This is a genomic window from Sulfitobacter sp. SK012 (assembly GCF_003352085.1).
Taxonomy (GTDB): domain Bacteria; phylum Pseudomonadota; class Alphaproteobacteria; order Rhodobacterales; family Rhodobacteraceae; genus Sulfitobacter.
In genome coordinates this window covers 4263015-4288812 of the sequence record NZ_CP025804.1, presented here as the reverse complement: position 1 = coordinate 4288812, position 25798 = coordinate 4263015, and the positions used below count along the sequence as shown (strand labels likewise).

At 55.8% G+C, this 25798-nt stretch carries 24 protein-coding genes and 1 tRNA gene; 18 read left to right on the top strand and 7 right to left on the bottom strand.

Translation table 11 applies throughout. The features are described 5' to 3' along the window. The first annotated feature begins 41 nt into the window (after positions 1 to 41). Together C1J03_RS20915 and C1J03_RS20910 are read left to right on the top strand one after the other, a co-directional pair. Positions 42 to 1226 carry a hydantoinase/carbamoylase family amidase gene (locus C1J03_RS20915; RefSeq protein ID WP_114888335.1) on the top strand — a complete coding sequence of 395 codons (1185 nt, stop codon included), beginning with the start codon at positions 42 to 44 and terminating at the stop codon, positions 1224 to 1226. Between the two features lie 125 nt (positions 1227 to 1351). After that, positions 1352 to 1570 (top strand): DUF6500 family protein, encoded by a 219-nt coding sequence (locus tag C1J03_RS20910; protein WP_114888334.1) that lies wholly within the window; start codon positions 1352 to 1354, stop codon positions 1568 to 1570. 17 nt (positions 1571 to 1587) lie between these two features. Here the strand turns inward: C1J03_RS20910 and C1J03_RS20905 are convergent, their stop codons facing one another. Both C1J03_RS20905 and C1J03_RS20900 read right to left on the bottom strand, forming a co-directional pair. Further along, complete coding sequence (locus tag C1J03_RS20905; RefSeq protein ID WP_114888333.1) at positions 1588 to 2289, bottom strand: response regulator transcription factor; 702 nt, start codon at positions 2287 to 2289, stop codon at positions 1588 to 1590. Continuing rightward, positions 2286 to 4196, bottom strand: a complete 1911-nt coding sequence (locus C1J03_RS20900; RefSeq protein WP_254694116.1) for a hybrid sensor histidine kinase/response regulator — start codon at positions 4194 to 4196, stop codon at positions 2286 to 2288. The genes C1J03_RS20905 and C1J03_RS20900 overlap by 4 nt, the downstream gene beginning before the upstream one ends. A gap of 202 nt (positions 4197 to 4398) precedes the next feature. Here C1J03_RS20900 and C1J03_RS20895 point away from each other — a divergent pair, with 202 nt between their 5' ends. From C1J03_RS20895 to C1J03_RS20830, 14 genes are all read left to right on the top strand, one after another. Next, positions 4399 to 6360: an AMP-binding protein gene (locus C1J03_RS20895; RefSeq protein ID WP_114888332.1), complete on the top strand. Its 1962-nt coding sequence runs from the start codon at positions 4399 to 4401 to the stop codon at positions 6358 to 6360. A gap of 130 nt (positions 6361 to 6490) precedes the next feature. Beyond that, the gene (locus tag C1J03_RS20890; RefSeq protein WP_114888331.1) at positions 6491 to 7309 is read left to right on the top strand and encodes an ABC transporter ATP-binding protein; all 819 of its coding nucleotides are present in this window, start codon (positions 6491 to 6493) and stop codon (positions 7307 to 7309) included. Beyond that, positions 7302 to 7922, top strand: coding sequence for a hypothetical protein (locus tag C1J03_RS20885; RefSeq protein WP_162798627.1), 621 nt, complete (start codon positions 7302 to 7304; stop codon positions 7920 to 7922). The genes C1J03_RS20890 and C1J03_RS20885 overlap by 8 nt, the downstream gene beginning before the upstream one ends. Beyond that, the gene (locus tag C1J03_RS20880) at positions 7922 to 8929 is read left to right on the top strand and encodes a branched-chain amino acid ABC transporter permease (protein WP_114888329.1); all 1008 of its coding nucleotides are present in this window, start codon (positions 7922 to 7924) and stop codon (positions 8927 to 8929) included. Before C1J03_RS20885 ends, C1J03_RS20880 begins: the two co-directional genes overlap by 1 nt. Before the next feature lies 1 nt (position 8930). After that, positions 8931 to 9371, top strand: a complete 441-nt coding sequence (locus C1J03_RS20875) for a hypothetical protein (protein ID WP_114888328.1) — start codon at positions 8931 to 8933, stop codon at positions 9369 to 9371. Positions 9372 to 9416: 45 nt separating this feature from the next. After that, complete coding sequence (locus C1J03_RS20870) at positions 9417 to 10493, top strand: branched-chain amino acid ABC transporter permease (RefSeq protein ID WP_114888327.1); 1077 nt, start codon at positions 9417 to 9419, stop codon at positions 10491 to 10493. A 94-nt stretch (positions 10494 to 10587) separates the two neighbouring features. Then, entirely contained in the window at positions 10588 to 11880 is a 1293-nt protein-coding gene (locus C1J03_RS20865; protein ID WP_114888326.1) for an ABC transporter substrate-binding protein, read from the top strand. A 75-nt stretch (positions 11881 to 11955) separates the two neighbouring features. Then, positions 11956 to 12792, top strand: a complete 837-nt coding sequence (locus C1J03_RS20860) for an ABC transporter ATP-binding protein (RefSeq protein WP_114888325.1) — start codon at positions 11956 to 11958, stop codon at positions 12790 to 12792. A gap of 54 nt (positions 12793 to 12846) precedes the next feature. Beyond that, positions 12847 to 14073: a phenylacetate--CoA ligase family protein gene (locus C1J03_RS20855; RefSeq protein ID WP_114888324.1), complete on the top strand. Its 1227-nt coding sequence runs from the start codon at positions 12847 to 12849 to the stop codon at positions 14071 to 14073. Positions 14074 to 14116: 43 nt separating this feature from the next. After that, entirely contained in the window at positions 14117 to 15781 is a 1665-nt protein-coding gene (locus tag C1J03_RS20850) for an ABC transporter permease (RefSeq protein ID WP_114888323.1), read from the top strand. Between the two features lie 65 nt (positions 15782 to 15846). Continuing rightward, complete coding sequence (locus C1J03_RS20845; RefSeq protein ID WP_114888322.1) at positions 15847 to 16155, top strand: Arm DNA-binding domain-containing protein; 309 nt, start codon at positions 15847 to 15849, stop codon at positions 16153 to 16155. A gap of 455 nt (positions 16156 to 16610) precedes the next feature. Beyond that, the gene (gene yghU / locus C1J03_RS20840; RefSeq protein ID WP_114889122.1) at positions 16611 to 17480 is read left to right on the top strand and encodes a glutathione-dependent disulfide-bond oxidoreductase; all 870 of its coding nucleotides are present in this window, start codon (positions 16611 to 16613) and stop codon (positions 17478 to 17480) included. A gap of 144 nt (positions 17481 to 17624) precedes the next feature. After that, positions 17625 to 18632: an extracellular solute-binding protein gene (locus tag C1J03_RS20835; RefSeq protein ID WP_114888321.1), complete on the top strand. Its 1008-nt coding sequence runs from the start codon at positions 17625 to 17627 to the stop codon at positions 18630 to 18632. A 323-nt stretch (positions 18633 to 18955) separates the two neighbouring features. Then, positions 18956 to 20695 (top strand): adenylate/guanylate cyclase domain-containing protein, encoded by a 1740-nt coding sequence (locus C1J03_RS20830; protein WP_114888320.1) that lies wholly within the window; start codon positions 18956 to 18958, stop codon positions 20693 to 20695. A gap of 134 nt (positions 20696 to 20829) precedes the next feature. On the opposite strand, the gene ykgO is transcribed toward C1J03_RS20830, so the two are convergent. Together ykgO and C1J03_RS20820 are read right to left on the bottom strand one after the other, a co-directional pair. After that, positions 20830 to 20955 carry a type B 50S ribosomal protein L36 gene (gene ykgO, locus C1J03_RS20825; protein WP_025058716.1) on the bottom strand — a complete coding sequence of 42 codons (126 nt, stop codon included), beginning with the start codon at positions 20953 to 20955 and terminating at the stop codon, positions 20830 to 20832. Positions 20956 to 21035: 80 nt separating this feature from the next. Then, positions 21036 to 21110 (bottom strand) — tRNA-Val (locus tag C1J03_RS20820). Between the two features lie 149 nt (positions 21111 to 21259). Here C1J03_RS20820 and C1J03_RS20815 point away from each other — a divergent pair. Further along, on the top strand, positions 21260 to 22120 hold the full coding sequence (locus C1J03_RS20815) for an N-formylglutamate amidohydrolase (RefSeq protein WP_114888319.1): 861 nt from the start codon (positions 21260 to 21262) through the stop codon (positions 22118 to 22120). Positions 22121 to 22182: 62 nt separating this feature from the next. Here the strand turns inward: C1J03_RS20815 and C1J03_RS20810 are convergent, their stop codons facing one another. Next, entirely contained in the window at positions 22183 to 23436 is a 1254-nt protein-coding gene (locus tag C1J03_RS20810) for a DNA polymerase IV (RefSeq protein ID WP_114889121.1), read from the bottom strand. Positions 23437 to 23494: 58 nt separating this feature from the next. On the opposite strand from C1J03_RS20810, the gene C1J03_RS20805 reads away from it, so the two are divergent. Then, positions 23495 to 23902: an NUDIX hydrolase gene (locus C1J03_RS20805; protein ID WP_114888318.1), complete on the top strand. Its 408-nt coding sequence runs from the start codon at positions 23495 to 23497 to the stop codon at positions 23900 to 23902. Between the two features lie 180 nt (positions 23903 to 24082). Here C1J03_RS20805 and pyrF read toward each other — a convergent pair whose 3' ends face one another. Then, positions 24083 to 24778, bottom strand: coding sequence for an orotidine-5'-phosphate decarboxylase (pyrF, locus tag C1J03_RS20800; RefSeq protein WP_114888317.1), 696 nt, complete (start codon positions 24776 to 24778; stop codon positions 24083 to 24085). Positions 24779 to 25118: 340 nt separating this feature from the next. Beyond that, complete coding sequence (locus tag C1J03_RS20795) at positions 25119 to 25433, bottom strand: orotidine 5-phosphate decarboxylase (RefSeq protein WP_114888316.1); 315 nt, start codon at positions 25431 to 25433, stop codon at positions 25119 to 25121. Between the last annotated feature and the right edge of the window lie 365 nt (positions 25434 to 25798).

Here is a 25798-nt window from a genome sequence, read left to right as displayed (position 1 = left end):
ACGCCGCTTGAGAACCCTAGGCCAAAAGATATGGGGGCAATATGTCCGTTGATGCCGTACGGTTTTTGAATGATTTGAAAGAGTTGCGCAGTTTCGGTGCTGCAGGCAGCGGAAATGGTGTGGTCCGGCCAGCCTACTCTGATGCAGATGTTGCCGCGCGAGGATGGCTGGCGGAGCGCATGCAGGACGCAGGTTTGCGGGTCGAGATGGACGCGATGGGCAACCTCTTTGGGCTCGCGGATGAAACGTCGATTTTGCTGGGGTCGCATTCAGACAGCCAACCCGAAGGGGGCTGGCTGGACGGCGCGCTGGGCGTGATCGCAGCGCTTGAGGTGGCGCGGGTGTCTCAGTGGCCCGTGTCAGTTGTGTCTTTTCAAGATGAAGAGGGGCGATTTGGCGTCACCACAGGCAGCGCTGTTTGGTCCGGGCATCTGTCGCAAGATCATGCGGATGAGCTGAAAGATCACGATGGAATTCGGCTTAGCGAGGCGCGGCAGGCGGTGGCTTCGATGGTGACCGGCCCCATAAATCCGAAGCAATTTCAGGGTTTTATTGAACTTCACATTGAACAAGGGCCGACACTGGATCAATCTGGAGAGCAGATAGGTGCCGTCACAGATATCGTGGGTATCCGCGACATGAAGGTTACCTTTGAGGGCCAGCAAAACCACGCAGGAACCACGCCGATGCACCTGCGTCGCGATGCATTTCAGGCGCTTGCCACGTTCAATCAGACGCTGAATGAGCGGTTACGGAATGTGGTAACGCCGCAAACGGTTTGGACACTTGGGCATGTATCGCTGCACCCTAACGCTTCGTCGATTGTTCCGGGAAAGGCCGTGTTTTCAATGCAGTGGCGTGATGCCGACGCTGGTCGACTGGGCCGAATGGAAAAGATCATCCGCGAAACAGCGGAGGAAATTGCAGCGGCGCGCGGGATGGTCGTGGGGTTCGGTCAAATGTTGGGTCTTGAGCCTGTCGCGATGGATACGACGTTGCGCCAAGCGGTTGAGACGGCAGCAGAAACCGTGACGCCGGGCAAGTGGCGACAGATGCCGTCTGGAGCGTTGCATGATGCCACCAATGTGGCGCGGTTGATGCCTGTCGCGATGGTCTTTGTGCCGTCCATCGGAGGGATCAGCCATGCCTTTGAGGAGGACACCCACGAGGCCGATTTGGTGGTCGGGGTTGAGGTGTTGGCGCAAGCCGTAGTGAACCTCGGTTAACGGGCTGAAAACACGCTGGAAATCGGGATGTGACATCCGTACACGCCGCGTGCACAACCTGTGCACCGTTGTGTGCACGGGGCGGAGGGTTAACAAGCCGAGCGGATGTAAACGGGGGTAGCGCCATGAGATCGAGTTTAAGGCAAAGAGCCATCGCTGTTTGTGATGAAAAGATTGCAAAGAAAGGCGCGACGGTGGGCCTGTCGTTCTATGCGTTTTTTGCAAACAAAAATGACCAACCCGAGCTGTTGATGGAAGCGGCTACGTGGTGGATCAAAACGCACGAGCTTGATCATTTCGAGAAGGCCGTGAAAATTCGGGAAATGATCAGTTCAGGCATCTGATTAGGCTGAGCTTTGCCTTAGCTCCAGACCACGTCGCCAAGGAAAATATACCCAGCTCCGTAGATCGTTTTGATCAGCTGCGGGTTTTTGGGGTCTTCCCGCAGTTTTGTACGCAGGCGCGAGATGCGGACGTCCATCGCGCGGTCAAAGCTCTCTGATGCAGCACCGCCAAGGGTTTCTTGCATTTGTGTGCGGCTGATCAGGCGTTTGGGTGCATCCAGAAACAGCCGCAACACTTCGCCTTCGGCATGCGAAAAGGGCGTCTCAACCCCTTGGGCATCTTCGAGCATGTATCTGTCAAAATGCGCGGTCCAATCGTTGAAGCGGGCAGTGTTGGCGGTTTGCGGCGCGGGGCGGTTGCTGCGCAGGCGGGCGCGGATGCGGGCGACAACTTCGGCGGGATCAAAAGGTTTGATGATGTAGTCGTCCGCCCCAAGCTCAAGCCCGGTGACGCGGTCCTGCACCTGAGCGCGGCCAGAGATGATGATCACCACAGCGCCTTTTTCAAGCGCCAACCGGTGCACGAGCGTCAGCCCGTCTGTGTCGGGCAGCGATAAATCCACCAAGCAGACATCGGGCGTTTGACGGGCAAGGGCGGCCTCAAACGCAGATGCGCGGCCAAAGCTGAGCGTGTCAAATCCAGCCTCTTGCAGGACGTCTGACAACAGGCTGCGAATCTCGGGTTCATCGTCGAGAATGCTGACCAGCGGGCGCTTCATTGGGCGGCCACATCGCGCGGGGCGATCAACGATGTCAGATCAGACGCAGCAAAGGGTTTGCGCAAGACGGGGGCGTGTTTTTGCGCCTCAAGGAACAAGGGGGCGTCGGGCGGCAACGAGGTCATCAGGATCAGCGGCAGACAGCCGGGGCCAAGACGCCGCACGAGGTCGATGCCGGTTGCGGCACCTGCAAGTTGGATGTCTGAGAGGATCAGCGAAATCTCAGGTAGATCGGCAAGCAGGGCGGTGGCTTCATCGGCGCTGGCAGCTTCGATCACGGAATGGCCGATTTCCATCAACATGTCGCGCAGCAACGCGCGCAGATCGTCGCGGTCTTCGACAAGCAAAGCCAGACCGGTGGGAGCACTGACCGCGGCGCGGTAGGGCAGGCGTAGTGTAACGCAGGCTCCGTCTGGGCCGTTGGATAGGCGCAGATCACCGCCAGCGATTTTGGTCATGTCGTAAACCATGGAGAGCCCGAGGCCCGACCCTTCGGCCCCTTTGGTGGTAAAGAATGGATCGAAGGCACGTTTGAGTGCGGCGTCTGAGAAGCCGGGACCAGTATCAGCGAGTTGCCATTCGATCCACGTGTCATGCACCAGCCGAACCGTCAGGGTGATACGCCCCGACGCACCGCAAGCATCACGGGCATTGAGAATGAGGTTCAGCAGGCTGTCTTGCACCATGCCTTTGTCAAGTAAAACAGGGCTTTGTGGTGTCTGGATATCGAGGTCAAGTTGCACAGCCGTTGGCAACGTTGCGGCGGCAAGTGTCGCGAGATCACCCATGAGGGTGGGTATGTCAGTGGCAACGGGGCGCAGGGTGCGCGCGCCTGTCATCTCGGCGATTGTGCTGAGCAGCGCACCCCCACGGCGGGCCGCAGCCAGCGTGCCTTCGATCAGCGGTTCGGCATCACCGGGCAAGGTGGGCAGGGTGCCAAGGCGCGATTGCATGCCAAGGATGATGGTCAGCAAATTCGAGAAATCATGCGCAAGGCCAGAGATCATCTGCGCGGCGAGTTCGCGTTTGCGGGTCTGTTGTAGGGCCACGCGGGTTTGGGTTTCTTCGGTCACGTCCATCGACAGGATATAGACGCCGCCCTGCATGTCAGGGGTAAAGGCCGTACGGATGCGACGCGCGCTGGGATCATCGGTGAATTCCACAACGCTTGCGGCGCCGCTGTAGGCCGTATCGAGCGCGGATGCGATTTTGTCATGGGCAAAAGTTCCAAGCGCGTCACGAATGTGGCGGCCAAGGATCGCGGAGTGTCTGCCGGGCAGCACCGATGATAGCTTGCGGTTGGAGTACGTATAGTGACCTGTGGCGTCCACATGCGCGATATGAGCCGGCATCATTTCGGTTGTCAGTCGCGTACGGGCCTCACTGGCGGTAAGCTGGCGTTTGGTTTCCTCAAGAGCTGTGATGCTGGCGGCAAGTTCGCGGTTGGTCGCCGCCAATTGTTCAGTGTGCGCAAGGACCTGATCATTCAGCGCACCAGCACGGGCGCGCAGCAATGTTTCCTGCGCTTTGGTGGCGGAGATGTCGGTGTAGACGGTGACCCAACCGCCATCGGGAAGGGGTGATCCTTCAACGCTAATGGTTCTGCCATTGGCGCGGGTGCGTTCCATGTAATGCGGCTCGAATGCGCGGGCCTGCATTGTCCGTTCTGTCAAGAAAGCCTCAAGGTCTTCGATATGCCCATATTCGCCAGATTGAGCGAGAAAGAGGATGCTGTCCTGAAATGTAGCACCGGGCGTGACAAGCGCATCGGGAAGAGAAAACATCTGCTGAAAAGGGGCGTTGCAGACAACGAGGCGCAGGTCATTGTTATAGATGGACAGCGCCTGAGCAATCAGGTTCAGCCCGGCAGTGGTCATAGCCTTGGTCACGTCATCAGCAATGTGCATCGGTGTCTCCTTTCGCAATGCCAACTTTGCACCAGAGAGCGAGAGGGGGGAAGGGCTGTAACAATTCGTAAGGATTGCGAAAACATCAGGAAAAAGTTGACGCTGACAGTGGATGCATCATCCTTGTACGACAACAGAATCGTGCAAGCGATTATACGTGCCCAATAGAGGCGCGGTTTGGGAGGAGACTTTTTTGGCCGACATGACACCTCAAGGCGGGGATACCCGTTCAATGCCTGCGTTGCTGCGACGCAATGCGGCGATGTTTGCCGACGCTCCTGCTTATCGTGAAAAAGAATATGGCATCTGGCAGACGTGGAGCTGGTCGCAGACGCTTGAAGAAGTCGAAGCGCTGGCGCTGGGGCTTTTGAATCTAGGGGTCAACGAAGGCGATTTTGTCGCTGTGATCGGACGCAACCGGCCAACGCTTTATTGGGCGATGATGGCGATTGAGATGTGTGGCGGCGTACCTGTGCCCCTGTATCAAGACGCCAACGCCGAAGAGATGGCCTATGTGATGAGCCATTGTGGTGCGCGCATGGCCGTGGTCGGCGACCAAGAACAGGTGGATAAGATCCTTGAAGTCGAAGACCAGCTGCCGAATTTTGAGCGGATGGTTTACCTCGATCCGCGGGGATTGCGCAAATATGACCATGCGCTGCTGGACCAATATGCATTGGTTCAGGAAGCGGGCCGGAAGGCGCGCGGCAAACTCGAAGCTGAGCTGGCGTCACGTGAGGCCAAGCTGAATTACGACAGCACTGGTGTGATGCTTTATACTTCCGGCACAACCGGCAAGCCTAAGGGCGTGGTGTTGAGCAACCGCAACATCATCGAGACGGCAAAATCTTCGTCTGAGTTTGATGATTTGCGCCAAAGCGATGACATTCTTGCCTACCTGCCGATGGCTTGGGTTGGCGATTTTATCTTTTCGGTGGGCCAAGCGCTGTGGACGGGGTTTTGCACCAACTGTCCTGAAAGCGCGGAAACCATGCATGTCGATCTGCGTGAAATAGGCCCTACCTATTATTTTGCACCGCCTCGGGTGTTTGAAACGCAGCTGACCAATGTGATGATCCGAATGGAAGATGCCAGCCCGATGAAAAAACGGCTGTTCGATTATTTCATGGCCCATGCGCGCAAAGTGGGCCCTGCGATCCTTGATGGCGAAGATGTTGGCGGGATGGACCGGCTGAAATACCGTCTGGGCGAGTTGTTCATCTATGGGCCACTCAAAAACACGCTGGGCTTTAGCCGCGTGCGTGTGGGCTATACGGCGGGCGAGGCGATTGGGCCGGAGATCTTTGATTTCTACCGAAGCCTCGGGATCAACCTCAAACAGCTTTACGGCCAGACAGAAGCGACGGTTTTCATCACCGCGCAGCCTGATGGCGAAGTGCGCAGCGATACGGTGGGGGTTGCGTGCCCCGGTGTGGAGCTGAAGATTGCTGACAACGGTGAGGTTTTCTACCGCTCGCCGGGCGTGTTCGTTGAGTATTACAAAAACCCCGAAAGCACCCGCGACACCAAGGATGCCGAAGGTTGGGTTGCGACAGGCGATGCAGGGTTTATCGAAGAAGGTTCAGGCCATTTGCGGATCATTGACCGGGCCAAAGACGTTGGCAAAATGGCTGATGGATCACTCTTTGCGCCAAAATACGTTGAGAATAAACTGAAGTTCTTTCCCAACATTCTTGAGGTTGTGCTGTTTGGTAATGAGCGCAGCGAATGCACTGCGTTTATCAATATTGACCTGACGGCTGTGGGCAACTGGGCTGAGCGAAACAACATCGGTTACGCGTCCTACCAAGAGCTTGCGCGGCATCCGCAGGTGATGGGGCAAATCCAGGAACATGTCGAAGAGGTCAACGCGAGCGTTGCCCAAGACGAGATGCTGTCGGGCTGCCAAGTGCACCGCTTTGTTGTCCTGCACAAAGAGCTGGATGCGGATGACGGCGAATTGACCCGCACCCGCAAAGTACGCCGCAAGATTATCGGTGAGAAATACGCCGATATCATCGCGGCACTTTATGATGGGTCCAAGTCGGTGAGCACCGAGACAGAAGTGACCTATGAAGATGGTCGCAAGGGGTCGATCAAAGCGACGCTAGAAGTGCGCAGCGCCAATGTGATGCCGGTTGCGGCCCGGATGGCGGCGCAATGACGCAACAGCACGCGTCTGCGACGACGTCCCGCCCGCCATCCCGTAATCGGAATGCCAGCATGCGTGTGACGTGTCACGGGACCGAAAACTGCGTTTGGGGAATGATATCCAATTGTGAGAGAGGATCCGCATGAAGGATTTGGCCGACAGCTATCAGACGGCAGACGGGCGCACGATTGGCCCTGTGGTCATGGAGATGAAAAACATCACGCTGAGCTTTGGCGGGGTGGAGGCGATCAAGGATATCTCGTTTGATATTCGCGAAGGTGAGATTCGGGCGATTATTGGGCCGAATGGGGCTGGGAAATCGTCGATGTTGAATGTGATTTCAGGCTTTTACGTGCCGCAAAAAGGTGAAGTCTGGTACAAGGGCGCGCGCCGTCCGCAGATGAAGCCGTTTCAGGTGGCCGAGCAGGGAATTGCGCGGACGTTCCAGAATATTGCGCTGTTTGAGGGCATGTCTGTGCTTGATAACGTGATGACGGGGCGGTTGACCCACATGAAGACCGGGTTGTTCGCGCAGGCGTTCTGGAAGGGCAAAGCGGAAGCAGAAGAGATTGCGAACCGGGAAGTTGCCGAAAGGATCATCGATTTCTTGGAAATTCAGGCCATTCGCAAGACGCCTGTATCGCGTCTGCCTTACGGTTTGAAAAAGCGCGTCGAGCTGGCGCGGGCCTTGGCCGCTGAGCCGTCGATCTTGTTGCTGGATGAACCGATGGCGGGAATGAACGTCGAGGAAAAAGAGGACATGAGCCGCTTTATTCTGGACGTGAACGACGAATTTGGCACCACGATTGCGCTGATTGAGCATGACATGGGCGTGGTGATGGACCTGAGCGACCGGGTGGTCGTGATGGATTATGGCCGCAAGATCGGCGACGGGACACCAAGCGAAGTACGCAACAATCAAGAGGTGATTGATGCGTATCTGGGTGTTGCGCATGATTGATTTGGGGAGACTTGTGGCGGCGTTGCGTAGATGCGGGACAATTGTAGCCTTTGCTTTGTTGTCTTCGGCGGCTCAGGCAAAGGATGCTGAGCTGTGCGATGGCGAGAGAGTCGCGGAGTATAGGCACATGTGTGCGGCTTACACGGCCTTTTGCTCTGCGTTTCTGGCTGATCCGGAAACACTCGATCGTTCATCCCTTTCTCCGTTACCGGGTAAGGCGCGCCGCGACTTTGCGTTCCCTAAGCTCCACAGCGACACGCTGGGTTTTCTTAAAACACCGCATTCGCGTATTTCGGTCGTCTATTACGACAACACGCCAGCCTGCGAGTTGCTGATGGTCGGTGTCAGCTACGCTGATTTTTCGAACGGCTATCGAGTGTGGAAGCAAGGTACCGGCAAGGATTTTGCGACGAGAAGTTCGATCGAACCCAAGTCAGCAAAACGAATGGATCATGCGTTTGCTGCAGTTTTTCTGGCAGGGCAGCGTGACGACGGACGCGTCACTGAATTGACGATGAACTGGAACCTTTCGAAGGGACTCACCCGGGTTAAGGTTGCTTACATGCGCCCGCGCGAACACACACGTAAGTTGTTGTCGATGGAGAAAAACTGATGAACGAACAACTGGCTTTCACCATCGAGGTGTTTCTTAACGGGCTGATGGCAGGGGTGCTCTATGCGCTTGTGGCTTTGGGCTTTGTATTGATCTACAAAGCATCCGGAATTTTCAATTATGCCCAAGGGGTTATGGCGCTTTTTGCGGCGATGACGCTGGTGGGTATTCAAAACGGGCAGGTGCCGTTTGCGCATCTGATCAACGCGATCTTTGGCACGGATGTGCACAAGTTCGGGTGGACCGTGCATTCGGGTTTTGCGATCCTATTTACCGTTATGGTGATGGTTGTGCTGGCTGTACTGGTGCAGCGGTTGGTGTTTCGACATCTAGTGGGCCAAGAGCCGATCATCCTGTTCATGGCGACGATTGGATTGGCGTATTTCCTTGAGGGCGTGGCCGATTTGATGTGGGGGTCCGAACTTAAGGCGCTGAATGTTTGTGCGACCGAAGGGCTTTGCCTTCCTCAAGGGCTGAACTCGTGGATTGATGAGACGACGTACAACACCTTTGGCTACGGCTTTTTCATCGACAATTTGGATATCGTGGCGAGCATCATTGCCGCGGTCTTGGTCTTAGGGTTGGTGATGTTTGCGCAATATACCAAGCAAGGGCGCGCGATGCGGGCTGTGGCGGATGACCATCAGGCAGCACTGTCCGTGGGGGTTTCGCTGAACTTCATCTGGATATTGGTATGGTCGCTGGCTGGTTTCGTGGCGCTGGTTGCAGGGATCATGTGGGGCGCGAAGTCGGGTGTGCAGTTCTCGCTGTCACTCATCGCGCTTAAGGCATTGCCAGTGTTGATGCTGGGTGGGTTTACCTCGATCCCTGGTGCAATCGTCGGCGGTTTGATCATCGGGGTCGGCGAGAAGATGTTTGAGTTCTTAATCGGTTCGCCATTCCTTGGTGGTGCCACAGAGAATTGGTTTGCCTACATGCTAGCGCTCGTCTTCCTGGTGTTCCGTCCGCAGGGTTTGTTCGGGGAGAAGATCATTGAGAGGGTTTGATATGACGCGACTGTTAGAATTAGCGAAGCGTATAGGCCTCTTTGCGTGCGCTCTCGGCGTAGCCACAACTGTTCAAGCTGCCTGTATCGACGACGCCGGCGGCCCGCAGATCGAGAAATTTGAGACCTTTAAGGCAGCAATGCTTGAAGGAAACTTTGAGTTGGCTGCCGCGCAGGTGGATATGGGCGGCAACCGCGAGAACGAAGTGGTTAGGGGTCTTAATCGGCTCAAACTGCAGGGGCTTGAAGGTTTCGACCGATGCGTTTTGCTAAGCCGCCGGGTTCACAGCCCCAATTTCACATCTGAGATATTGTACTTCACCGTTGGTGCAGACGTCGAATACTGGTTGTTGTTGTCTGCGGTGCAGGTCGACGGCGAGGTATCTTTGACGGATGTAACCTTGAGCGATAGTTACAAGCGGTTCCGGGAGTGGCTGCAATGATGAGTATTTCGGCACGATCACAAATGTCCAGAAAGGGCTGCACATATGTTCTATCGTGAAGCAGGCGATTTCAGCACAACCTATGCTGAGGACCAGCAGACATTTCCGATCAAGTTTGATCGCTACCGCTACTATGTGGTGCTGTTCATCGCGATTGTGGTCATTCCATTCATGGTCAATGACTACTGGGTGAACTCGATTTTCATGCCCTTCTTGATCTACGCGATCGCGGCGATTGGATTGAATATTCTGGTGGGATATTGCGGACAGGTGAGCCTTGGGACCGGCGGGTTCATGGCTGTGGGGGCATACGCTTGCTATAAGTTGATGACGTCGATGCCTGATGTGAGCATGTTTGTGCATGTTTTGCTGTCGGGTCTGATTACGGCCGCGGTTGGTGTGCTGTTTGGTCTGCCAAGCTTGCGGATCAAGGGGTTTTACCTCGCCGTGGCGACGCTTGCGGCGCAGTTCTTTTTGGTGTGGCTGTTTAACCGGGTGCCGTGGTTTTACAACTACTCCGCTTCGGGCCAGATCAGTGCACCAGAACGCGATACTTTCGGGATCATCATCACCGGGCCGAACACCGAAGCCTGGGCGGCTTACGGGTTCTGTCTTATCTTTACGATCGCCTCTGCGGTGATCGCGCGCAATCTGACGCGGGGCTCTGTTGGGCGCCGTTGGATGGCGATCCGGGATATGGATATCGCCGCCGAGATCATCGGTGTGAACCCACTGCGTGCGAAACTGACGGCATTTGCGGTCAGCTCGTTTTTCATCGGGATTTCAGGCGCATTGTTCTTTGCGATCTATCTGGGCGCGGTTGAGGTCGGCGAGGTGTTCGGCATCACCAAGTCTTTCTTGGTGCTGTTCATGATCATCATTGGTGGGCTTGGCAGCATCTTTGGCAGCTTTGCCGGGGCGGCATTCTTGGTATTGCTTCCAGTGGTGCTCAAGGTTGTGGGCGTGGATCTGCTGGGCTGGCCTACGGACATCGTGGCGCATTTGCAGTTGGTGATCGTGGGCGCGCTGATCGTGATATTCTTGATCGCAGAACCACATGGCATCGCGCAACTGTGGCGCGTGGCCAAAGAGAAATTGAGATTGTGGCCCTTCCCGCACTAGGCTGGGGGCACATGGGTGGGCAGATTGCTCACCCTACGGGACGACCGGGAAAACCCGGCAGTTAATCGGATAATATCCAAGGGAGGAAACACCGATGAAATATAGACTAGGTAAACGAGTTGCTGCGGGGGCCGTCGCAGGTCTGATGGCAGCAAGCCCCGTGATGGCGGATCTTGTATTTCCAAGCATGAGCTACCGGACTGGGCCATATGCGGCAGGGGGCATCCCTTTTGCTGACGGCTATGCGGATTACTTCACGATGATTAACGCCCGTGATGGCGGCATCGGCGGCGTGATGACAACCGTGCCAGAATGCGAAACCGGCTATAACACCGAAAAAGGTGTTGAATGCTACGAGTCGCTCAAAGGCGGCGGCGGGTTGGTTTACCAACCTCTGTCCACAGGCATCACATATCAGCTGATCCCAAAAACCACAGCTGATGACATTCCAATGCACACAATGGGCTATGGCCGGACGTCTGCAAAGAATGGCGAAGTGTTCACGCACACATTCAACTACCCTGCCAACTATTGGGATGGTGCGTCTGGTGCTGTGAACTATCTGCTCAAGGAAAACGGTGGCGATCTGAACGGCAAGAAGATCGCGCTGGTTTACCACAACTCCGCTTATGGCAAAGAGCCGATCCGGACGTTGCAAGAACTGTCCAAGAAGCACGGTTTTGAGTTCAAAGAAGTGCCCGTTGACCACCCTGGTCAGGAGCAGAAATCGCAGTGGCTTCAGATCCGTCGCGACAAGCCTGACTATGTGATCATGTATGGTTGGGGTGTGATGAACCAGGTTGCCGTTCAGGAAGCCGTCAACATCCGCTTCCCGATGGAAAACTTCATCGGCGTTTGGTGGTCCGGTTCGGAGAATGATGTGCTTGCTGCTGGCGAAGGTGCCAACGGCTACAAGGCGCTGACGTTCCACGGTGTAGGCAGCGACTTCCCTGTGTTCGACGACATCCAGAAATACGTTGTTGATGCAGGAAATGCTGCTGGCGCGGGCGATCAGATCGGTACGGTTTTGTATAACCGCGGTTTGTACGCAGCGATGCTTGCGGCTGAAGCTGCTCTGAACGCTCAGGGTATCCACGGAACTGCCGACATTACGCCTGGAATGATGCGTGACGGAATGGAAGCACTGGAAATGACCGAAGCGCGTATGACCGAACTGGGTCTGCCGAACTTTGGTCCTGAGTTCAAAGTCAGCTGCCAAAACCACGGCGGCAACGGCCTTGTTGGTGTTACGCAGTGGGATGCATCGACCAAGACATGGTCGTTGATTTCTGACTTCTCAGCGACAGATGCTGATGTTGTTCAGCCCCTGATCGACGCGGATTCTGCGGCCTATGCGGCAGAAAACAAGATCGAAGCTGGCTGTTAATAAACCGTTCTTTCCCCGGCCGCTGCACCGTGTTGCGGCCGGGGAATTTAAGATTATTTGGAAAGATGAAGCCTCATGCTGGATGCTGCCAAAACCAATGACGTCACCTCCGAGACCTTGCTTGAGGTCAACAATATCGAGGTGATCTACAATCATGTGATCCTTGTGTTGAAGGGCGTGAGTTTGAATGTCCCCAAGGGGGGTATCATTGCGTTGCTGGGCGGTAACGGTGCGGGCAAGACGACGACCCTCAAGGCGATTTCCGGTTTGCTTGCCAGCGAGCGCGGCGAGGTGACCAAGGGGTCGATCAAATACCGAGGTCGCGAAATTCAACACACCGATCCGGCAGAGACCGTCAAAAGCGGTGTGGTTCAGGTGATGGAGGGGCGGCACTGTTTTGAGCACCTCACCATCGAGGAAAACCTGCTGACCGGTGCCTATACGCGCGGGGATGGCAAAGCAGCCATCGCGGCGGATTTGGAGATGGTGTACAACTATTTCCCGCGTCTGCGGGAGCGGCGGAAATCCCAAGCGGGTTATACATCGGGCGGGGAGCAACAGATGTGTGCTGTGGGCCGTGCATTGATGAGCCGTCCTGAAACGATCTTGTTGGATGAGCCGTCGATGGGACTGGCCCCACAATTGGTCGAGCAGATTTTTGAGATTGTGAAGACGATCAACGAAAAGGAAGGCGTGACCTTCCTGCTTGCGGAGCAGAACACCAACGTGGCGCTGCGCTATTCGCATTACGGTTATATCTTGGAAAGCGGACGCGTCGTGATGGACGGTCCTGCCGCGGATTTGCGTGAAAATCAGGATGTGAAAGAATTTTACCTGGGTATGTCGGATGAGGGACGCAAGTCGTTCCGCGACGTGCGCAGTTATCGGCGGCGTAAGCGCTGGTTGAGCTAAGGGCGTGGAGGCAGATAGCTTCGTTTTATGCATTAGGGTGGCAGAGTGGAACACATGGTGAGCACAGGTTACTTCGATGAGCTTGAGACGCGCAGCATGGACGCGCGTGCCAAAGATATTGCGGCTGCCCTACCGGCGCAGATCGCGCGGGCGCAGGCGCTGTGTGGGTATGGCGACACATTGGCGGGCATTGATGCGGCCCAGGTCACGCAAGTCGCCGACTTGGCCGATCTGCCCGTGTTGCGCAAATCCGAGCTTGGCCGCGCACAGGCATCACAACCTCCCTTTGGCGGCTTCACGACCAAGCCCGCTTGCGGCTTCAGTCATGTTTTTCAATCCCCTGGCCCTATTTACGAACCCTCAAGTGTCGCGCCGAACTGGTGGCGCATGGGGCGGTTTCTGCATGCCTGCGGGATCGGTAAAGGCGACATTGTGCAAAATTGCTTTGGCTATCACCTCACGCCAGCGGGTATGATTTTTGAAAGCGGCGCGCGGGCTGTTGGGGCAGCGGTTTTGCCCGCTGGAACCGGCCAAACGGAGCTGCAGGTGATTGCGGCGCGAGACGTTGGGACGACCGCCTATGCGGGTACACCAGATTATCTCAAAGTGATCCTTGAGAAAGCCGACGAGATGGGCGTGACCCTTGGCATTACCCGTGCCGCAGTTGGCGGCGGTGCTTTGTTTCCAAGCTTGCGCGCTTGGTACGCTGAACGCGGCATTACCTGTTTGCAGTGCTACGCCACGGCTGATTTGGGCAACATCGCCTACGAAACCCCGGCTGTTGAGGGGATGATCGTGGATGAAGATGTTATCCTAGAGATTGTCACGCCCGGCACAGGCATTCCTGTGGCCACCGGCGAAGTTGGTGAGGTGGTTGTGACCACGCTGAACCCTGATTATCCGCTCATCCGATTTGCGACAGGAGACCTGAGTGCCGTAATGGAGGGGCCGTCGCCTTGCGGTCGGACCAATCTGCGCATCAAAGGTTGGATGGGCCGCGCGGATCAGACGACCAAGATCAAGGGCATGTTTGTGCGCCCTGAGCAGGTCGCCGATCTGGTCGCGCATCACAGTGAAATCACCCGAGCGCGGGTCATTGCCAGCCGCGTCGGTGAGCAAGACGTCATGACTGTCCGCATTGAATCGTCCAGTGGCGACGCGGCAGCTTACGGCGCATCTGTTGCCCAGCTGTTGAAGATGAAGGGGCAGATTGAGGTCGTCGCCCCCGGTAGCCTGCCGAAGGATGGTTTGGTAATCGAAGATCAACGGACCTACGAGTAAGTCAGCCACTGGCATTCCTGACAGAAATCGTCGAAATAGAGACATGACCTCTACGCCGACCAATATTGCACCACCTTCTGTGCCCCGCGAGGGAATGCGCCTGCTTAAGGGCGTGTCGCTGCTTGTGGCGAGCATTTGCGCATTACCGATGTTGGCGGTGGCCATTGCGGCGCTCACTGGCGGCACGCAAACCGTGCGCCACCTGGCCGAGACGGTTTTGCCAGGCTACGCAGGCACCACGCTGCTGTTGGTGGTGCTGGTCACTGCAGGCACCTTTGCGATTGGCGTTAGCGCCGCGTGGCTGGTGACAATGACCCGCTTTCCGCTGGTGCGGGTGCTTGAGGTCGCATTGGTGCTGCCACTGGCGTTTCCGGCTTACGTGTTGGCCTATGCCTATACCCATATTCTGGACCACCCCGGCATTGTGCAAACGACCTTGCGCAGTGTGACGGGGTGGGGTCCGCGCGATTATTGGTTCCCAGAGATACGCTCGCTTGGTGGTGCCGCACTGATGCTGATCCTTGTGCTGTATCCGTATGTTTATCTTTTGGCGCGAGCGGCGTTTCTGCAGCAAAGCGGCAGCACGTTTCTGGCTGCACGGGCGCTAGGTTCCAGCGCTTGGGTCGCTTTCTTTAGGGTCAGCCTGCCGCTGGCGCGCCCCGCCATCGCGGGCGGCGTGCTGTTGGCAGTGATGGAGACGATCGCAGATTTTGGCACAGTCGCATATTTCGGCGTCCAGACATTTGCCACGGGCATCTACACCAGCTGGTTTTCTCTGTTTGATCGATCAGGGGCTGCGCAGCTTGCGCTTTGTTTGCTGAGTTTCGCGCTGCTGTTGGCGATGTTGGAGCGTGCCCAGCGAGGAGGGGCCAAATACCATGATCCGTCACGGCGCGCGGATGTGATGCCGCCCGTTCCCTTGCGCGGCATGCACGCTGTGACCGCGCTGTTGGTCTGTGGTCTGCCGGTGGTTTTTGGGGCGTTGCTGCCGATTGGTGTGCTTCTCTGGATGGGGATTGGGTCGGAGCAGAATATTCTGAGCCCGCGGTATCTGGGGTTTATCCGTAATTCGCTAACGCTGGCCGGGATCGCGGCCGTTGTGACCGTGATGGCAGCGATCTGCGTTGGGTTCTTTCAGCGGCTTCGGCCAGGGCGGTTATCGCGGGGGGCGGCGTATGTTGCACGGTTGGGCTATGCGGTGCCGGGTGGCGTGATTGCTGTTGGGTTGCTGGTGCCATTTGCGGCATTCGACAATCAGTTGGATGCGTGGATGCGCGCCACGTTTGATATTTCCACCGGATTGCTGATCACGGGATCGATCTGGTTGCTGATCACGGCATATCTGGTGCGCTTTCTGGCTGCCGCCCTTGGGGCTTATGAGGGGGGGCAGGCGATGGTGCACGCGAATATGGACGCAGCGGCCCGTTCATTGGGTGAAACACCACTGGGCACGTTGCGCCGGGTGCATCTGCCGATTTTGGCCCCAAGCCTGCTGACAGCGTTGTTGATCGTGTTTGTTGATGTCATGAAAGAGCTGCCCGCAACGCTGATCATGCGGCCCTTTAATTATGACACGCTGGCGGTGCAGGCCTACCGTCTTGCCAGTGATGAACGGCTGAATGGGGCCGCGGTACCGAGCCTTGTGATTGTGGCAGTGGGGCTATTGCCGGTGATCTTGATCTGCCGTCAGGTGGGCCGGCCGCGTTAGACGATCGCGGATAACGACGCACTACCCACGATTTTAGTCTCCCATTGTGCTACTATGATCTCTCAATGTTCAGCATTTTTCATAAACTGACGGAGGCGGACGCGCAGAGGGCCGCTGTTGGGCGACATGCTGCTGGACGTGGTCTGTCGCTTTGCCGCGATGAAAGTGGTGCGGCCGAGTGGACGCTGGATTTCGAAATGAATGGCGAGCGCCGCGAGCTTCGTTTGGGCGCATACCCGGAGATGTCCGTGAAGGTGGCGCGGGCGGAGGCTGCGAAATGGCGCCGTCTTGTGCGCAGCGGGTTTGATCCAACCATACAGCAAGAGAAAATCCGCGCTGATGCGGCACGCAATCTGCACCAGTTCTATTGCTGAATAAAATGAGGCGGCTGGCTCCGTTAGACGGTCACGCATTGAGCTGATCGGCTTCGTTCGGGTCGAGGTTGGCAGGCCATCCAAACTGAAATATTTCGGATGCCTTAGCCACAAACAGATTGGTGCACAGCTGATGACAGGAAGAAAGAAAGCCGTTGTAAAGATGATGACCTGAAGCAAACTTTTCAGCTATATGCCCGCATCGTTCTAGGAAACTGCAATCATCAGCATGACCAGCTATGAATAATCGACGAGACATTGGGGACGGCTTTGGCGGATGCCTTGTAAGGCGCAAAAATCTCTTATTAAAATTCACTTAGGTTAATGACGGTGCACAGACCGCCATTCCCCTTCAGGACTCAGCCAGCATCACTTTCGCCTGATCCCTCTGGCCCTTGCCCCTGATGCAAGGCACCATATGTGTTAGCAAGCAAACCCAAACAAGCGAGACCGATATGACCGACACCTACACGCCCCCCAAAGTCTGGACATGGGAGGCTGAGAACGGCGGCCAGTTCGCCAACATCAACCGGCCCATCGCGGGCAAAACCCACGATAAGGCGTTGGAAATCGGTAAGCACCCTTTGCAGCTTTATTCGCTGGCAACGCCCAATGGCGTCAAGGTTACCATTCTGCTCGAAGAACTGTTGGCCGCTGGTCATACAGGTGCGGAATATGATGCTTGGCTTGTGAATATCGGTGAAGGGAACCAATTTAGTTCCGGTTTTGTTGAGGTGAATCCCAACTCAAAGATCCCAGCCTTGATGGATCATTCCGGTGATGCGCCGCAGCGGGTATTCGAATCTGGGTCAATCTTGCTCTATCTGGCTGAAAAATTCGGGGCCTTCATGCCGACGGATGCCGCCCAAAAGACCGAAATGATGAGCTGGCTCTTTTGGCAAATGGGTTCAGCGCCGTACCTTGGTGGTGGTTTTGGTCACTTCTATGCCTATGCACCGGAGAAATTCGAATATCCGATCGACCGGTTTTCGATGGAAGCCAAACGTCAGCTTGATGTGATGGACCAGCATCTGGCCGAGCATGACTACTTCGCAGGCTCGTATTCAATTGCCGATATGGCGATCTGGTCGTGGTACGGGCAACTGGTGCTAGGTCGGCTTTATGGGGCCGCGGAGTTCCTTGATGTGGCGTCCTACAAAAACGTCATGCGCTGGGCTGAAGCGATTGATGCGCGCCCTGCCGTGACGCGCGGGCGCATGGTCAATCGCGCTTTTGGTGATGATCTGTCGATGCAATTGCATGAACGCCATGATGCCAGCGACTTTGAAACCAAGACGCAGGATAAGATTGCGCCGGAGATTTAACTAAACGGCGGCATCGTTTCAATTCCGACTATTTTAGTCGGAAAGGGTTGCGCGCCGCCGCTCAATCTGTTCCTTAGTAAACAAGTCAGGAATTGCCGCGGCGATTCCGGCAACGTAACTAAAGGATATGATACCGTGAAACTAATGACGTCTACCGCGCTTGGCCTTGCCCTCGCATCAATCGCTCTGCCCGCGCTCGCCGAAGGTGAGCTGAACCTTTATTCCTCGCGCCACTACGATACAGACGAGCGGCTCTATTCAGATTTCACTGAAGCCACCGGCATCAAAATCAACCGCATTGAGGGCAAAGCAGATGAGCTTTTGGCCCGGATGCAGGCTGAAGGCGCGAACTCTCCCGCCGATGTCGTGTTAACCGTCGACACCAGCCGCCTCAAGCGCGCCAAGGATATGGGCCTGCTGCAGGCCATCGATAGCCCAATGCTTGAGGAAAAAGTGCCTGCTAACCTGCAGGATGTGGACAATCAGTGGTTCGGCTTTTCCCAGCGCGGACGGATCATTTATTACGCCAAGGACACCGTGGCGAACCCGCCAATGACGTATCTCGACCTTGCTGATCCTGCCAACAAAGGTCTGGTCTGCATTCGGTCGTCCTCCAACACGTATAACCAGACATTGCTGGCAGCTATCGTCACCCATGAAGGTGAAGAAAAGGCGACAGAATGGGCGCAAGGTGTTGTCGATAACATGGCCCGTGCGCCTCAGGGCGGCGACACTGACCAACTGCGCGGCATCGTTTCGGGTGAATGTGGCATCGCGGTCTCGAACACCTACTATTTTGCACGTGCGATCCGCAAAGATGTGGACGGCGTGAGTGCTCAGATCGACAAGATCGGCCATATCTTTCCGGATCAGGACGGCAATGGCGCGCACATGAACCTTTCGGGTGGTGGTGTGGCAGCCAATGCACCCAACCGCGATAACGCGGTGGCGTTCTTGGAATATCTCACATCACAACAGGCGCAGGAGTATTTCTCGGCTGGTAACGATGAATACCCGGTCGTTGAAGGCTACGATCTTGCTCCCTCTGTCGCACAATTGGGCACGTTCAAAGCGGATGAGGTAAATCTATCTGAAGTGGCGCTGAACATCCCCACCGCGCAGAAGATCTTCAACGCTGTTGGCTGGGAATAACCCCAACCAACACAACGATGAAGCAGGGCGGTCCTATGGGGCCGCCCTTTGCTTTGCGGGGGGCAGGTTTAGAGATGAACCAATTCCGATGCTTGGGTTGAGCCCAGAGTAACTGTTTTCGAAGCGTACAGTTTTTGACGTTCGCAATTTTTCGCGGGCTTTGGCTACGTTCGCAGGAGCAATTTGAGTCTCAAGAGAAGCCGATTGCGACCAATGAAACCTAAGGAAACTGACAGGTTGGTTCAGGGCTGATCTGAGAAAAGCGCCTTGTTAGATTGACCTACTTCAGTGCCTACTCATCCCCGACGGAGGGGGAACGGCGCATGGAACGAAAATTAGCGGCGATACTTGCTGCCGACGTTGTTGGGTATTCCGCGATGATGGCGGATGACGAAGAGGCCGCACTGGCCGACCTCAAAGAACATCGTGAGACCGTTTTTGACCCGATTTTAGCGACCTACAGTGGGCGGATCATCAAATTGATCGGCGATGGTACACTGGTTGAATTTCCATCGGCCGTCGATGCCGTTCAGTTTGGATTGGATGTTCAAAGGGAGTTAGCCAATCAAAGTTCGCGCCTGCAGTTGCGCATTGGAATTCATCTTGGTGATGTGATTCTGGAAGATGATGACATTTATGGGCACGGCGTAAATATCGCGGCCCGGCTTGAGACGCTGTCGCCGGTGGGCGGTATTTGCATATCCTCCATCGTTTATGAGTGTATTGGTCGTCGAATTGCCGATTTTTTTTCGGACATGGGGCAAAACACCTTAAAAAATATGTCCAACTCCATCCGATTATACGCGTGGCAACCAAAAGAAGAAATTACGGCTCCCCCGGTAAGGCAGGAAAGAGAGAAGCCCTCAGTCGCCGTGTTGCCCTTCGTGAATATGAGCGAGGATGAGGACCAGCAATATTTCAGCGACGGTATTTCAGAAGACATCATCACAGGGCTCTCACGGTTCCGAACCTTGCTTGTTGTCGCCCGCAGTTCGTCGTTTAAATTCAGACAGTCGGACTTGAGCGACAGCGAAATCGCGGCCAAACTTGGGGTGCAATATTTGGTCGAAGGGAGTGTGCGCAAAGCCGGAAACAGAGTCAGGATATCCACACAGTTGATTGCGGCAGACACTGGCAACCACCTTTGGGCCGAGCGGTATGATCGAAACCTTGAAGACATCTTTAATGTCCAGGATGAGGTAACTCAAAATATTATCGCCGTGCTTCCAGGACGGGTCCAGCACGATGTTGCTGAAAGAAGTACTCTCAAGCCCACAGAAAACATGAAAGCGTATGAGCTTTTGCTGAAGGGTAAGGCCCTCCGTGACGGATTGAACCCACAAGATACTGCGCGGGCTAAACAATACTTTGAAAAAGCTCTCAAATTGGATCCAACCTATGCCCGCGCGTACATGTATCTTGCCGATACGTATGTGGTTGATATGTGGCTCGGCCTTGCCGATCCGGACGCGCCCAAACACGCCTTGGATATCGCCCGCAAAGGGGCCGCGCTCGACAACAACGATGTCTATATTCAGGACCAACTTGGATATGCCTATTTATGTGCCCAATTGTGGGGTCATGCGGATGTGCAGTTCGAAAAAACACTGTCGCGAATTGTTAATGAAGCGGAGTCCATGGCGTGGTGTGGGTATGGATTTTTGCTCCTTTCCCGTCACGAAAAAGCATATGACGTTGTCATCGAAGCAATGAGACTTGACCCGCTCCATCCCCCGGCTCTGGATTGGATACTCGGGCAAGTTTATTTTTTCCTTGGCCGATACGACGATGCAGTTGGCAAGTTAATCGGCGAAGCGCATTTGAATTCGATAGCGGATGCGTTTCTCGTAGCGGCATTTGCGCATTCTGAACGGCAAAGCGAGGCCGAAGCTGCGTTAGAAACTTTTGTCCAACGCCGGCGCGCGGAGCTTGAGAGCCGCGGCATATCAGCGGGTGCAAACACTATCTCGGAACTTGCCGGAGGTTTTAGGGCAACGTGGCGAAATCCTGACGATTGGGTTTTGCTCGCCTCTGGGCTGCGCCGAGCGGGCCTACCAGATTAAACATCGGGTCTCTTTTTGGAGCGGATGAAGGAATACTGCGCCTGCTTAGCAGCCATCATGAGATGGCTACCGGGTATAGTCATAGAAAAAGCCGCCCCCGAAGGAGCGGCTTTTGTTCACGATACAGTGCTGTCTTAACCCTGGCGGGCTTTGAAGCGCTTCTGTGTCTTGTTGATCACATAGACGCGGCCTTTGCGACGCACAACACGGCAATCACGGTGCCGATTCTTGAGCGAGCGGAGTGAATTGCGAACTTTCATCAGTTCAATCCTTCCAAATCATGGCGCGGGCCAGCGCCGGGTTGCGGGCGACCCCATAGAAAAGGGGCCAGTGAAACAGGTGGTGGGCGATACTGGGATCGAACCAGTGACCCCTTCGATGTCAACGAAGTGCTCTACCGCTGAGCTAATCACCCCCTATGAAACGCGAAATTCTCTACCCCAAATAAAATGGGGCGCGAAAACGACGCGCCGGTTTGGCTGCTATAAAAGGAGTCGCGGGGCGGATCAAGGGCTTTTGGCTTTGAATAAACATGCGCTATGGTCGCAGGCGGAAGGAACTACGATGACACACCCGGCCTTTGAAGTGTTGCAACCGGATCGGAACCGGTCCTGCGTCGTTTTTGCGTCGCCTCATTCGGGGCGTGATTACCCGTGGTCCTTCCTGCGAACAACGGTTCTGAACGAGCATGCGATCCGGTCTTCTGAGGATGCATTTGTCGATCGCCTGTTCGATTGTGCCCCAGATTTTGGCGCGCCCTTCATCAAGGCGGAGGCCCCGCGCGCCTACGTGGACCTTAACCGGGCGGCGGATGAACTGGACCCGGCACTGATCGAAGGCGTGCGCCGTTTGGGGCATAATCCACGTGTCGCCTCAGGCCTGGGGGTTATCCCGCGGGTCGTGGCCAATGGGCGTGCGATCTACCGAGGAAAGATGAGCATGGACGAGGCCACGATGCGCATTGAGAGCTGCTGGCGGCCCTACCACGCGATGGTGCAGACCCTTTTGGATGCCGCACATGACCGGCACGGTCAGGCGGTGTTACTGGATTGTCATTCGATGCCCCATGAAGCAATCGACGGTGTTGCGCGCGCTGGTATGACACGGCCTGACGTTGTGCTGGGTGACCGTTTTGGTGCGGCTGCGAGTGGTGATGTTGTGGACCGGGTCGAGGCGGCCTTTGTCGCGGCAGGGTTCAATGTAACCCGCAATTCGCCCTTCGCAGGGGCATATATCACGCAAGCCTACGGGCGGCCTCAACGCGGGCAGCATGCAGTGCAGATCGAAATCGACCGCTCGCTTTATATGAATGAAACGCTTATTCGGCCAAACGCTAATTTCGACGCCGTGCGCGAGGCTTTGCGCGGGGTTGTTGCGGATGTGGCACAGATTGGTCAAGGGCGGGTGCCTTTGGCGGCTGAGTGACTCGGCGCGTTTGTCTGGCAAGCGGCGAAAACACTGTAACAAACGAGACCGGCTGAGTTAAATCAACGCAGCGACCGGCCTTTGATTATAGCGCGGCTGCCATATTTGTCGCGAATGGTATCTGTTGCGCGCTCGGCTTTGCCGCGTTGAACCGCGCTGGGATCCAGTAAATCACCCGACAGGTCTGATTCTTTTGCATCGATCAAGTTCGAGAGGCCGCACCCAATAAGCCTGTAGGGCCCCTGATTCCCGACCTGATCAAACAGATCGCGCGCGGTGCGGTAGATGCGATCTGCCAACTGAGTCGGATCGCGCAGAGCGACGCGACGCGACAACAGGCTATGATTTGAGCGTTTGAGTTTGAGGGTGACAACGCGGCCCGCCATGCCTTTGGCCTTGGCACGGTCCGAGACCTGTTCGGCCAACCGCCAGATGTGCCCATCAAGGACTTCGAGATTTGACGTGTCATCGCCGAAGGTTGTTTCCTTGGAGATCGATTTGACCGGCGCATGGGCCGAAATGCGTCGTCGATCCTGACCGCGTGCAAGGTGCCAAAGCCGCCCACCCATGCCGCCAAAGCGCGCGACCAAATCAGCTTGTTCCCAACGCAACAGATCCGAAAAGGTGCGAATGCCAGCTTTGTCCAGCGCAGCTTGAGTGACGGCACCGACGCCCCAGATCAGTTTGACGGGCCTGTCGCGCAGGAAGTCAGCGGTTTCATGGGTGCCAATCACCGAAAAGCCGTTTGGTTTGTCGAGGTCCGAGGCGACCTTGGCCAGAAACTTATTGTGGCTGAGGCCAATGGACCCGGTCAACCCCAGCTCGGTTTTCATACGGCGCACAAGGCGGCCTAACATCACGGCCGGCGGGGCCCCGTGGAGCTGCGCGGTCCCGGTCATGTCGAGAAAGGCCTCGTCGAGCGATAGCGGTTCAATGGCGGGCGTAAGTTCTTCCATCATTGCGCGGATGGCGCGCGACGCCTCAACATAGGCCTCCATGCGCGGCTTGATGATCACCGCCTCAGGGCAAAGCTTGAGCGCTTGGAACATCGGCATCGCTGAGTGAACGCCCCTGATGCGCGCAATATAGCAGGCAGTAGACACAACTCCGCGCCGCCCACCGCCAATAATGACAGGCTTGCCGTCTAACTCTGGATTATCGCGCTTTTCCACTGAGGCATAAAAGGCATCGCAATCCATATGTGCTATGGACAGATCAAAGAGTTCAGGATGCGACAAAGTTCGAGGGCTGGCGCAGGCCGGGCAACGGCGCGCGGGTTCAAATTCGGTCAGACAGTCGCGGCAGAATGCGGGCATGGGGATTGCGGCCTGAGGTTGGATGCACCAGATATAAACCGGAGCCAGGAGGATGAACATGGAATTCTATGGGGCAAAACTTGCGCTGTATCTTGGTGACCAGCTGGCGGTGATCTTGCGCGATGAAAAGCCGGGGCTGCCCTTTGCGGGCTATTGGGATCTGCCGGGCGGGGGGCGCGAGGGCAATGAAACGCCTATCGCTTGTGCCCTGCGCGAGTGTCACGAAGAACTGGGGTTGAACGTGCCCAAGGCGTCCGTGATCTGGCAGCGCGCCTTTGAAGAAGCAGGATGTGCCAAATGGTTCTTTGTGGCGAAACAGCCAGCTGATATGTCGAAAAACGTGCAGTTTGGTGATGAAGGCCAACGCTGGATGCTGATGAGCGAACAGGAGTTTCTGGCGCACCCCAAGGCAGTTCCGGCGTTTCAGGACCGCCTAAAGGTTTGGATAGGTGAACGGGATGGGTGACATAAAAGCCCCCCGCTGATGGTAGCGGGGGGAGGTGACGAACATCAGGAAGATCCAGTTCGTCGGGGAGTATCACCATCTATCATCTACCATATTGTGGGTTTTTGACCTAGTCAGGAATTCCTGACCAAGCGGTAAATGCATGTTTGTTGTGAATTTAGCACACGCGTAGGTTTAATATTAGGTGTTCGCTATCTCTAAGAGAATAGCTCTTGCGGCTGCCGCTGGATCTGCCGCCTGCCAAATTGGACGGCCAACAACCACGTGATCCGCACCATTTGAAATCGCTCGTGCTGGGGTCGCTACACGTTTTTGATCTCCCAAATCGGCTCCCGCGGGGCGTACCCCCGGGGTCACAATTAAGCGGCCATTGGCTTCGGGCAATGCACGGATGAGTGCTGCCTCTTGGGGCGATGCGATGACGCCGTCGGCTCCAGCCTCAAACGCACGGGCAGCGCGGGTCACAACCAGATCAGAGATATCGCCGGGCTGGATCAACGCATCATCCAGATCGGCCCGGTCCAGCGATGTCAGGATCGTAACGCCAAGGATCTTGAGTGATGTGCCTGCAGCGCCTTCCTTGGCGGCGCGGATAACATGCGGATCACCATGTACGGTCAGAAAATCTAGATCGAATTGCGCCAGTCCACGCACGGCAGCCTCAACAGTAGCACCAATATCAAAGAGCTTCATATCCAGAAAAATACGTTTGCCGTGTTCCTGCTTCAGCTCGTTGGCGAGCGCCAGCCCGCCTCCAGTGAGCATACCAAGGCCAATTTTGTAAAAGCTGACTGTATCACCGAGCCGTTCGGCAAGCTCTAGCCCCATCACGGCGTTTGGTACATCAAGGGCAACGATCAGGCGGTCATCAGTCATGGGGGCGCTCCGGCACAGGGGTAAACGGCCTTGGTTTACGGAGGGCAGGGGGCCAAGTCCATGCTGAAATGGCCCGTGTGGAGCGATAGAGAACACGTTCTCGCAAGGCTTGGGCCGGGGCGCGCAAATTGCGTTATGGGTTTAAGGAGTTTGGAGCCGGCACCTTCGTGCTAGATATCTATGACCAACTTATTTGTTCTTTGCGCCCTCAAAGGGTCGTTTCGCACAACTCCGGGCAGGTTTCGAGATCGCCAATGTAAGGACCATCGACTTCCGAAACCGTAAGCTGGGCCAATCGGGCCTGCTTACTTAACTGCAAGTACCGGATGTGCTGGTTGTATCAGGCGGCGTTTCGACCGGGCAGGCGCGCGATCTGCTGAAGCCACTCAAAAGGTTCGAATTTGGCCCGACCAGCGCGGGGTGCTGGATGCTGGGGTGCGAAATCGGAGAAAATGCCGCCACCATTTAGATGAAGGCGCTGCGCTTGGGTTGCGAGGCCCTCGGCTGCATCTTCAAAGGATGTGGTGATTGGGGCATCAATGCCGCATGCATATTTGCGCGTCACGCCGCCATCGCGGATGATAACGGTTCCTTCAAAGGACTGTGTCGCGGCGTTGTAGACAACATCGCAAAGCTGAATTGGTTGAATAAACATGTTCACCCTCATGGGTTGTTGTTGACTGCTCTAATCTGGATTTGGGTATTGTCCCCTGATTTTCCAACGTGCGAAGGTGTTTTTTGATTTCACATACGGCTGATATTGACGCGTAGTTCTTTAGAGTTCTTTTAAATTCAGTGGGATACCAAGAAAAAAATTCTTAAGGTTTTTGAGAAATAGTCAGTAAATTCGACGTGTTTAGACGCCGAATAGCATCTGCATGTTACGGCAGACCCATCAGAAAGACGGTGCGGAGAGGGGTCTCTTAAGGTCATGCCCCTCTTGATACGGTGCCCAACACACCCCAAATAAAGATCAAGGCTTGGCAATGCTGCACGCTGCAATCGCGGGTGCACAAAGGT

Excerpts from the sequence above, each read along its gene's own strand:
- C1J03_RS20915 (WP_114888335.1), top strand. The coding sequence starts at position 42 with ATGTCCGTTGATGCCGTACGGTTTTTGAATGATTTGAAAGAGTTGCGC.
- C1J03_RS20910 (WP_114888334.1), top strand. The coding sequence starts at position 1,352 with ATGAGATCGAGTTTAAGGCAAAGAGCCATCGCTGTTTGTGATGAAAAG.
- C1J03_RS20905 (WP_114888333.1), bottom strand. The coding sequence starts at position 2,289 with ATGAAGCGCCCGCTGGTCAGCATTCTCGACGATGAACCCGAGATTCGC.
- C1J03_RS20900 (WP_254694116.1), bottom strand. The coding sequence starts at position 4,196 with ATGCACATTGCTGATGACGTGACCAAGGCTATGACCACTGCCGGGCTG.
- C1J03_RS20895 (WP_114888332.1), top strand. The coding sequence starts at position 4,399 with ATGACACCTCAAGGCGGGGATACCCGTTCAATGCCTGCGTTGCTGCGA.
- C1J03_RS20890 (WP_114888331.1), top strand. The coding sequence starts at position 6,491 with ATGAAGGATTTGGCCGACAGCTATCAGACGGCAGACGGGCGCACGATT.
- C1J03_RS20885 (WP_162798627.1), top strand. The coding sequence starts at position 7,302 with ATGATTGATTTGGGGAGACTTGTGGCGGCGTTGCGTAGATGCGGGACA.
- C1J03_RS20880 (WP_114888329.1), top strand. The coding sequence starts at position 7,922 with ATGAACGAACAACTGGCTTTCACCATCGAGGTGTTTCTTAACGGGCTG.
- C1J03_RS20875 (WP_114888328.1), top strand. The coding sequence starts at position 8,931 with ATGACGCGACTGTTAGAATTAGCGAAGCGTATAGGCCTCTTTGCGTGC.
- C1J03_RS20870 (WP_114888327.1), top strand. The coding sequence starts at position 9,417 with ATGTTCTATCGTGAAGCAGGCGATTTCAGCACAACCTATGCTGAGGAC.
- C1J03_RS20865 (WP_114888326.1), top strand. The coding sequence starts at position 10,588 with ATGAAATATAGACTAGGTAAACGAGTTGCTGCGGGGGCCGTCGCAGGT.
- C1J03_RS20860 (WP_114888325.1), top strand. The coding sequence starts at position 11,956 with ATGCTGGATGCTGCCAAAACCAATGACGTCACCTCCGAGACCTTGCTT.
- C1J03_RS20855 (WP_114888324.1), top strand. The coding sequence starts at position 12,847 with ATGGTGAGCACAGGTTACTTCGATGAGCTTGAGACGCGCAGCATGGAC.
- C1J03_RS20850 (WP_114888323.1), top strand. The coding sequence starts at position 14,117 with ATGACCTCTACGCCGACCAATATTGCACCACCTTCTGTGCCCCGCGAG.
- C1J03_RS20845 (WP_114888322.1), top strand. The coding sequence starts at position 15,847 with ATGTTCAGCATTTTTCATAAACTGACGGAGGCGGACGCGCAGAGGGCC.
- yghU (WP_114889122.1), top strand. The coding sequence starts at position 16,611 with ATGACCGACACCTACACGCCCCCCAAAGTCTGGACATGGGAGGCTGAG.
- C1J03_RS20835 (WP_114888321.1), top strand. The coding sequence starts at position 17,625 with ATGACGTCTACCGCGCTTGGCCTTGCCCTCGCATCAATCGCTCTGCCC.
- C1J03_RS20830 (WP_114888320.1), top strand. The coding sequence starts at position 18,956 with ATGGAACGAAAATTAGCGGCGATACTTGCTGCCGACGTTGTTGGGTAT.
- ykgO (WP_025058716.1), bottom strand. The coding sequence starts at position 20,955 with ATGAAAGTTCGCAATTCACTCCGCTCGCTCAAGAATCGGCACCGTGAT.
- C1J03_RS20815 (WP_114888319.1), top strand. The coding sequence starts at position 21,260 with ATGACACACCCGGCCTTTGAAGTGTTGCAACCGGATCGGAACCGGTCC.
- C1J03_RS20810 (WP_114889121.1), bottom strand. The coding sequence starts at position 23,436 with ATGCCCGCATTCTGCCGCGACTGTCTGACCGAATTTGAACCCGCGCGC.
- C1J03_RS20805 (WP_114888318.1), top strand. The coding sequence starts at position 23,495 with ATGGAATTCTATGGGGCAAAACTTGCGCTGTATCTTGGTGACCAGCTG.
- pyrF (WP_114888317.1), bottom strand. The coding sequence starts at position 24,778 with ATGACTGATGACCGCCTGATCGTTGCCCTTGATGTACCAAACGCCGTG.
- C1J03_RS20795 (WP_114888316.1), bottom strand. The coding sequence starts at position 25,433 with ATGTTTATTCAACCAATTCAGCTTTGCGATGTTGTCTACAACGCCGCG.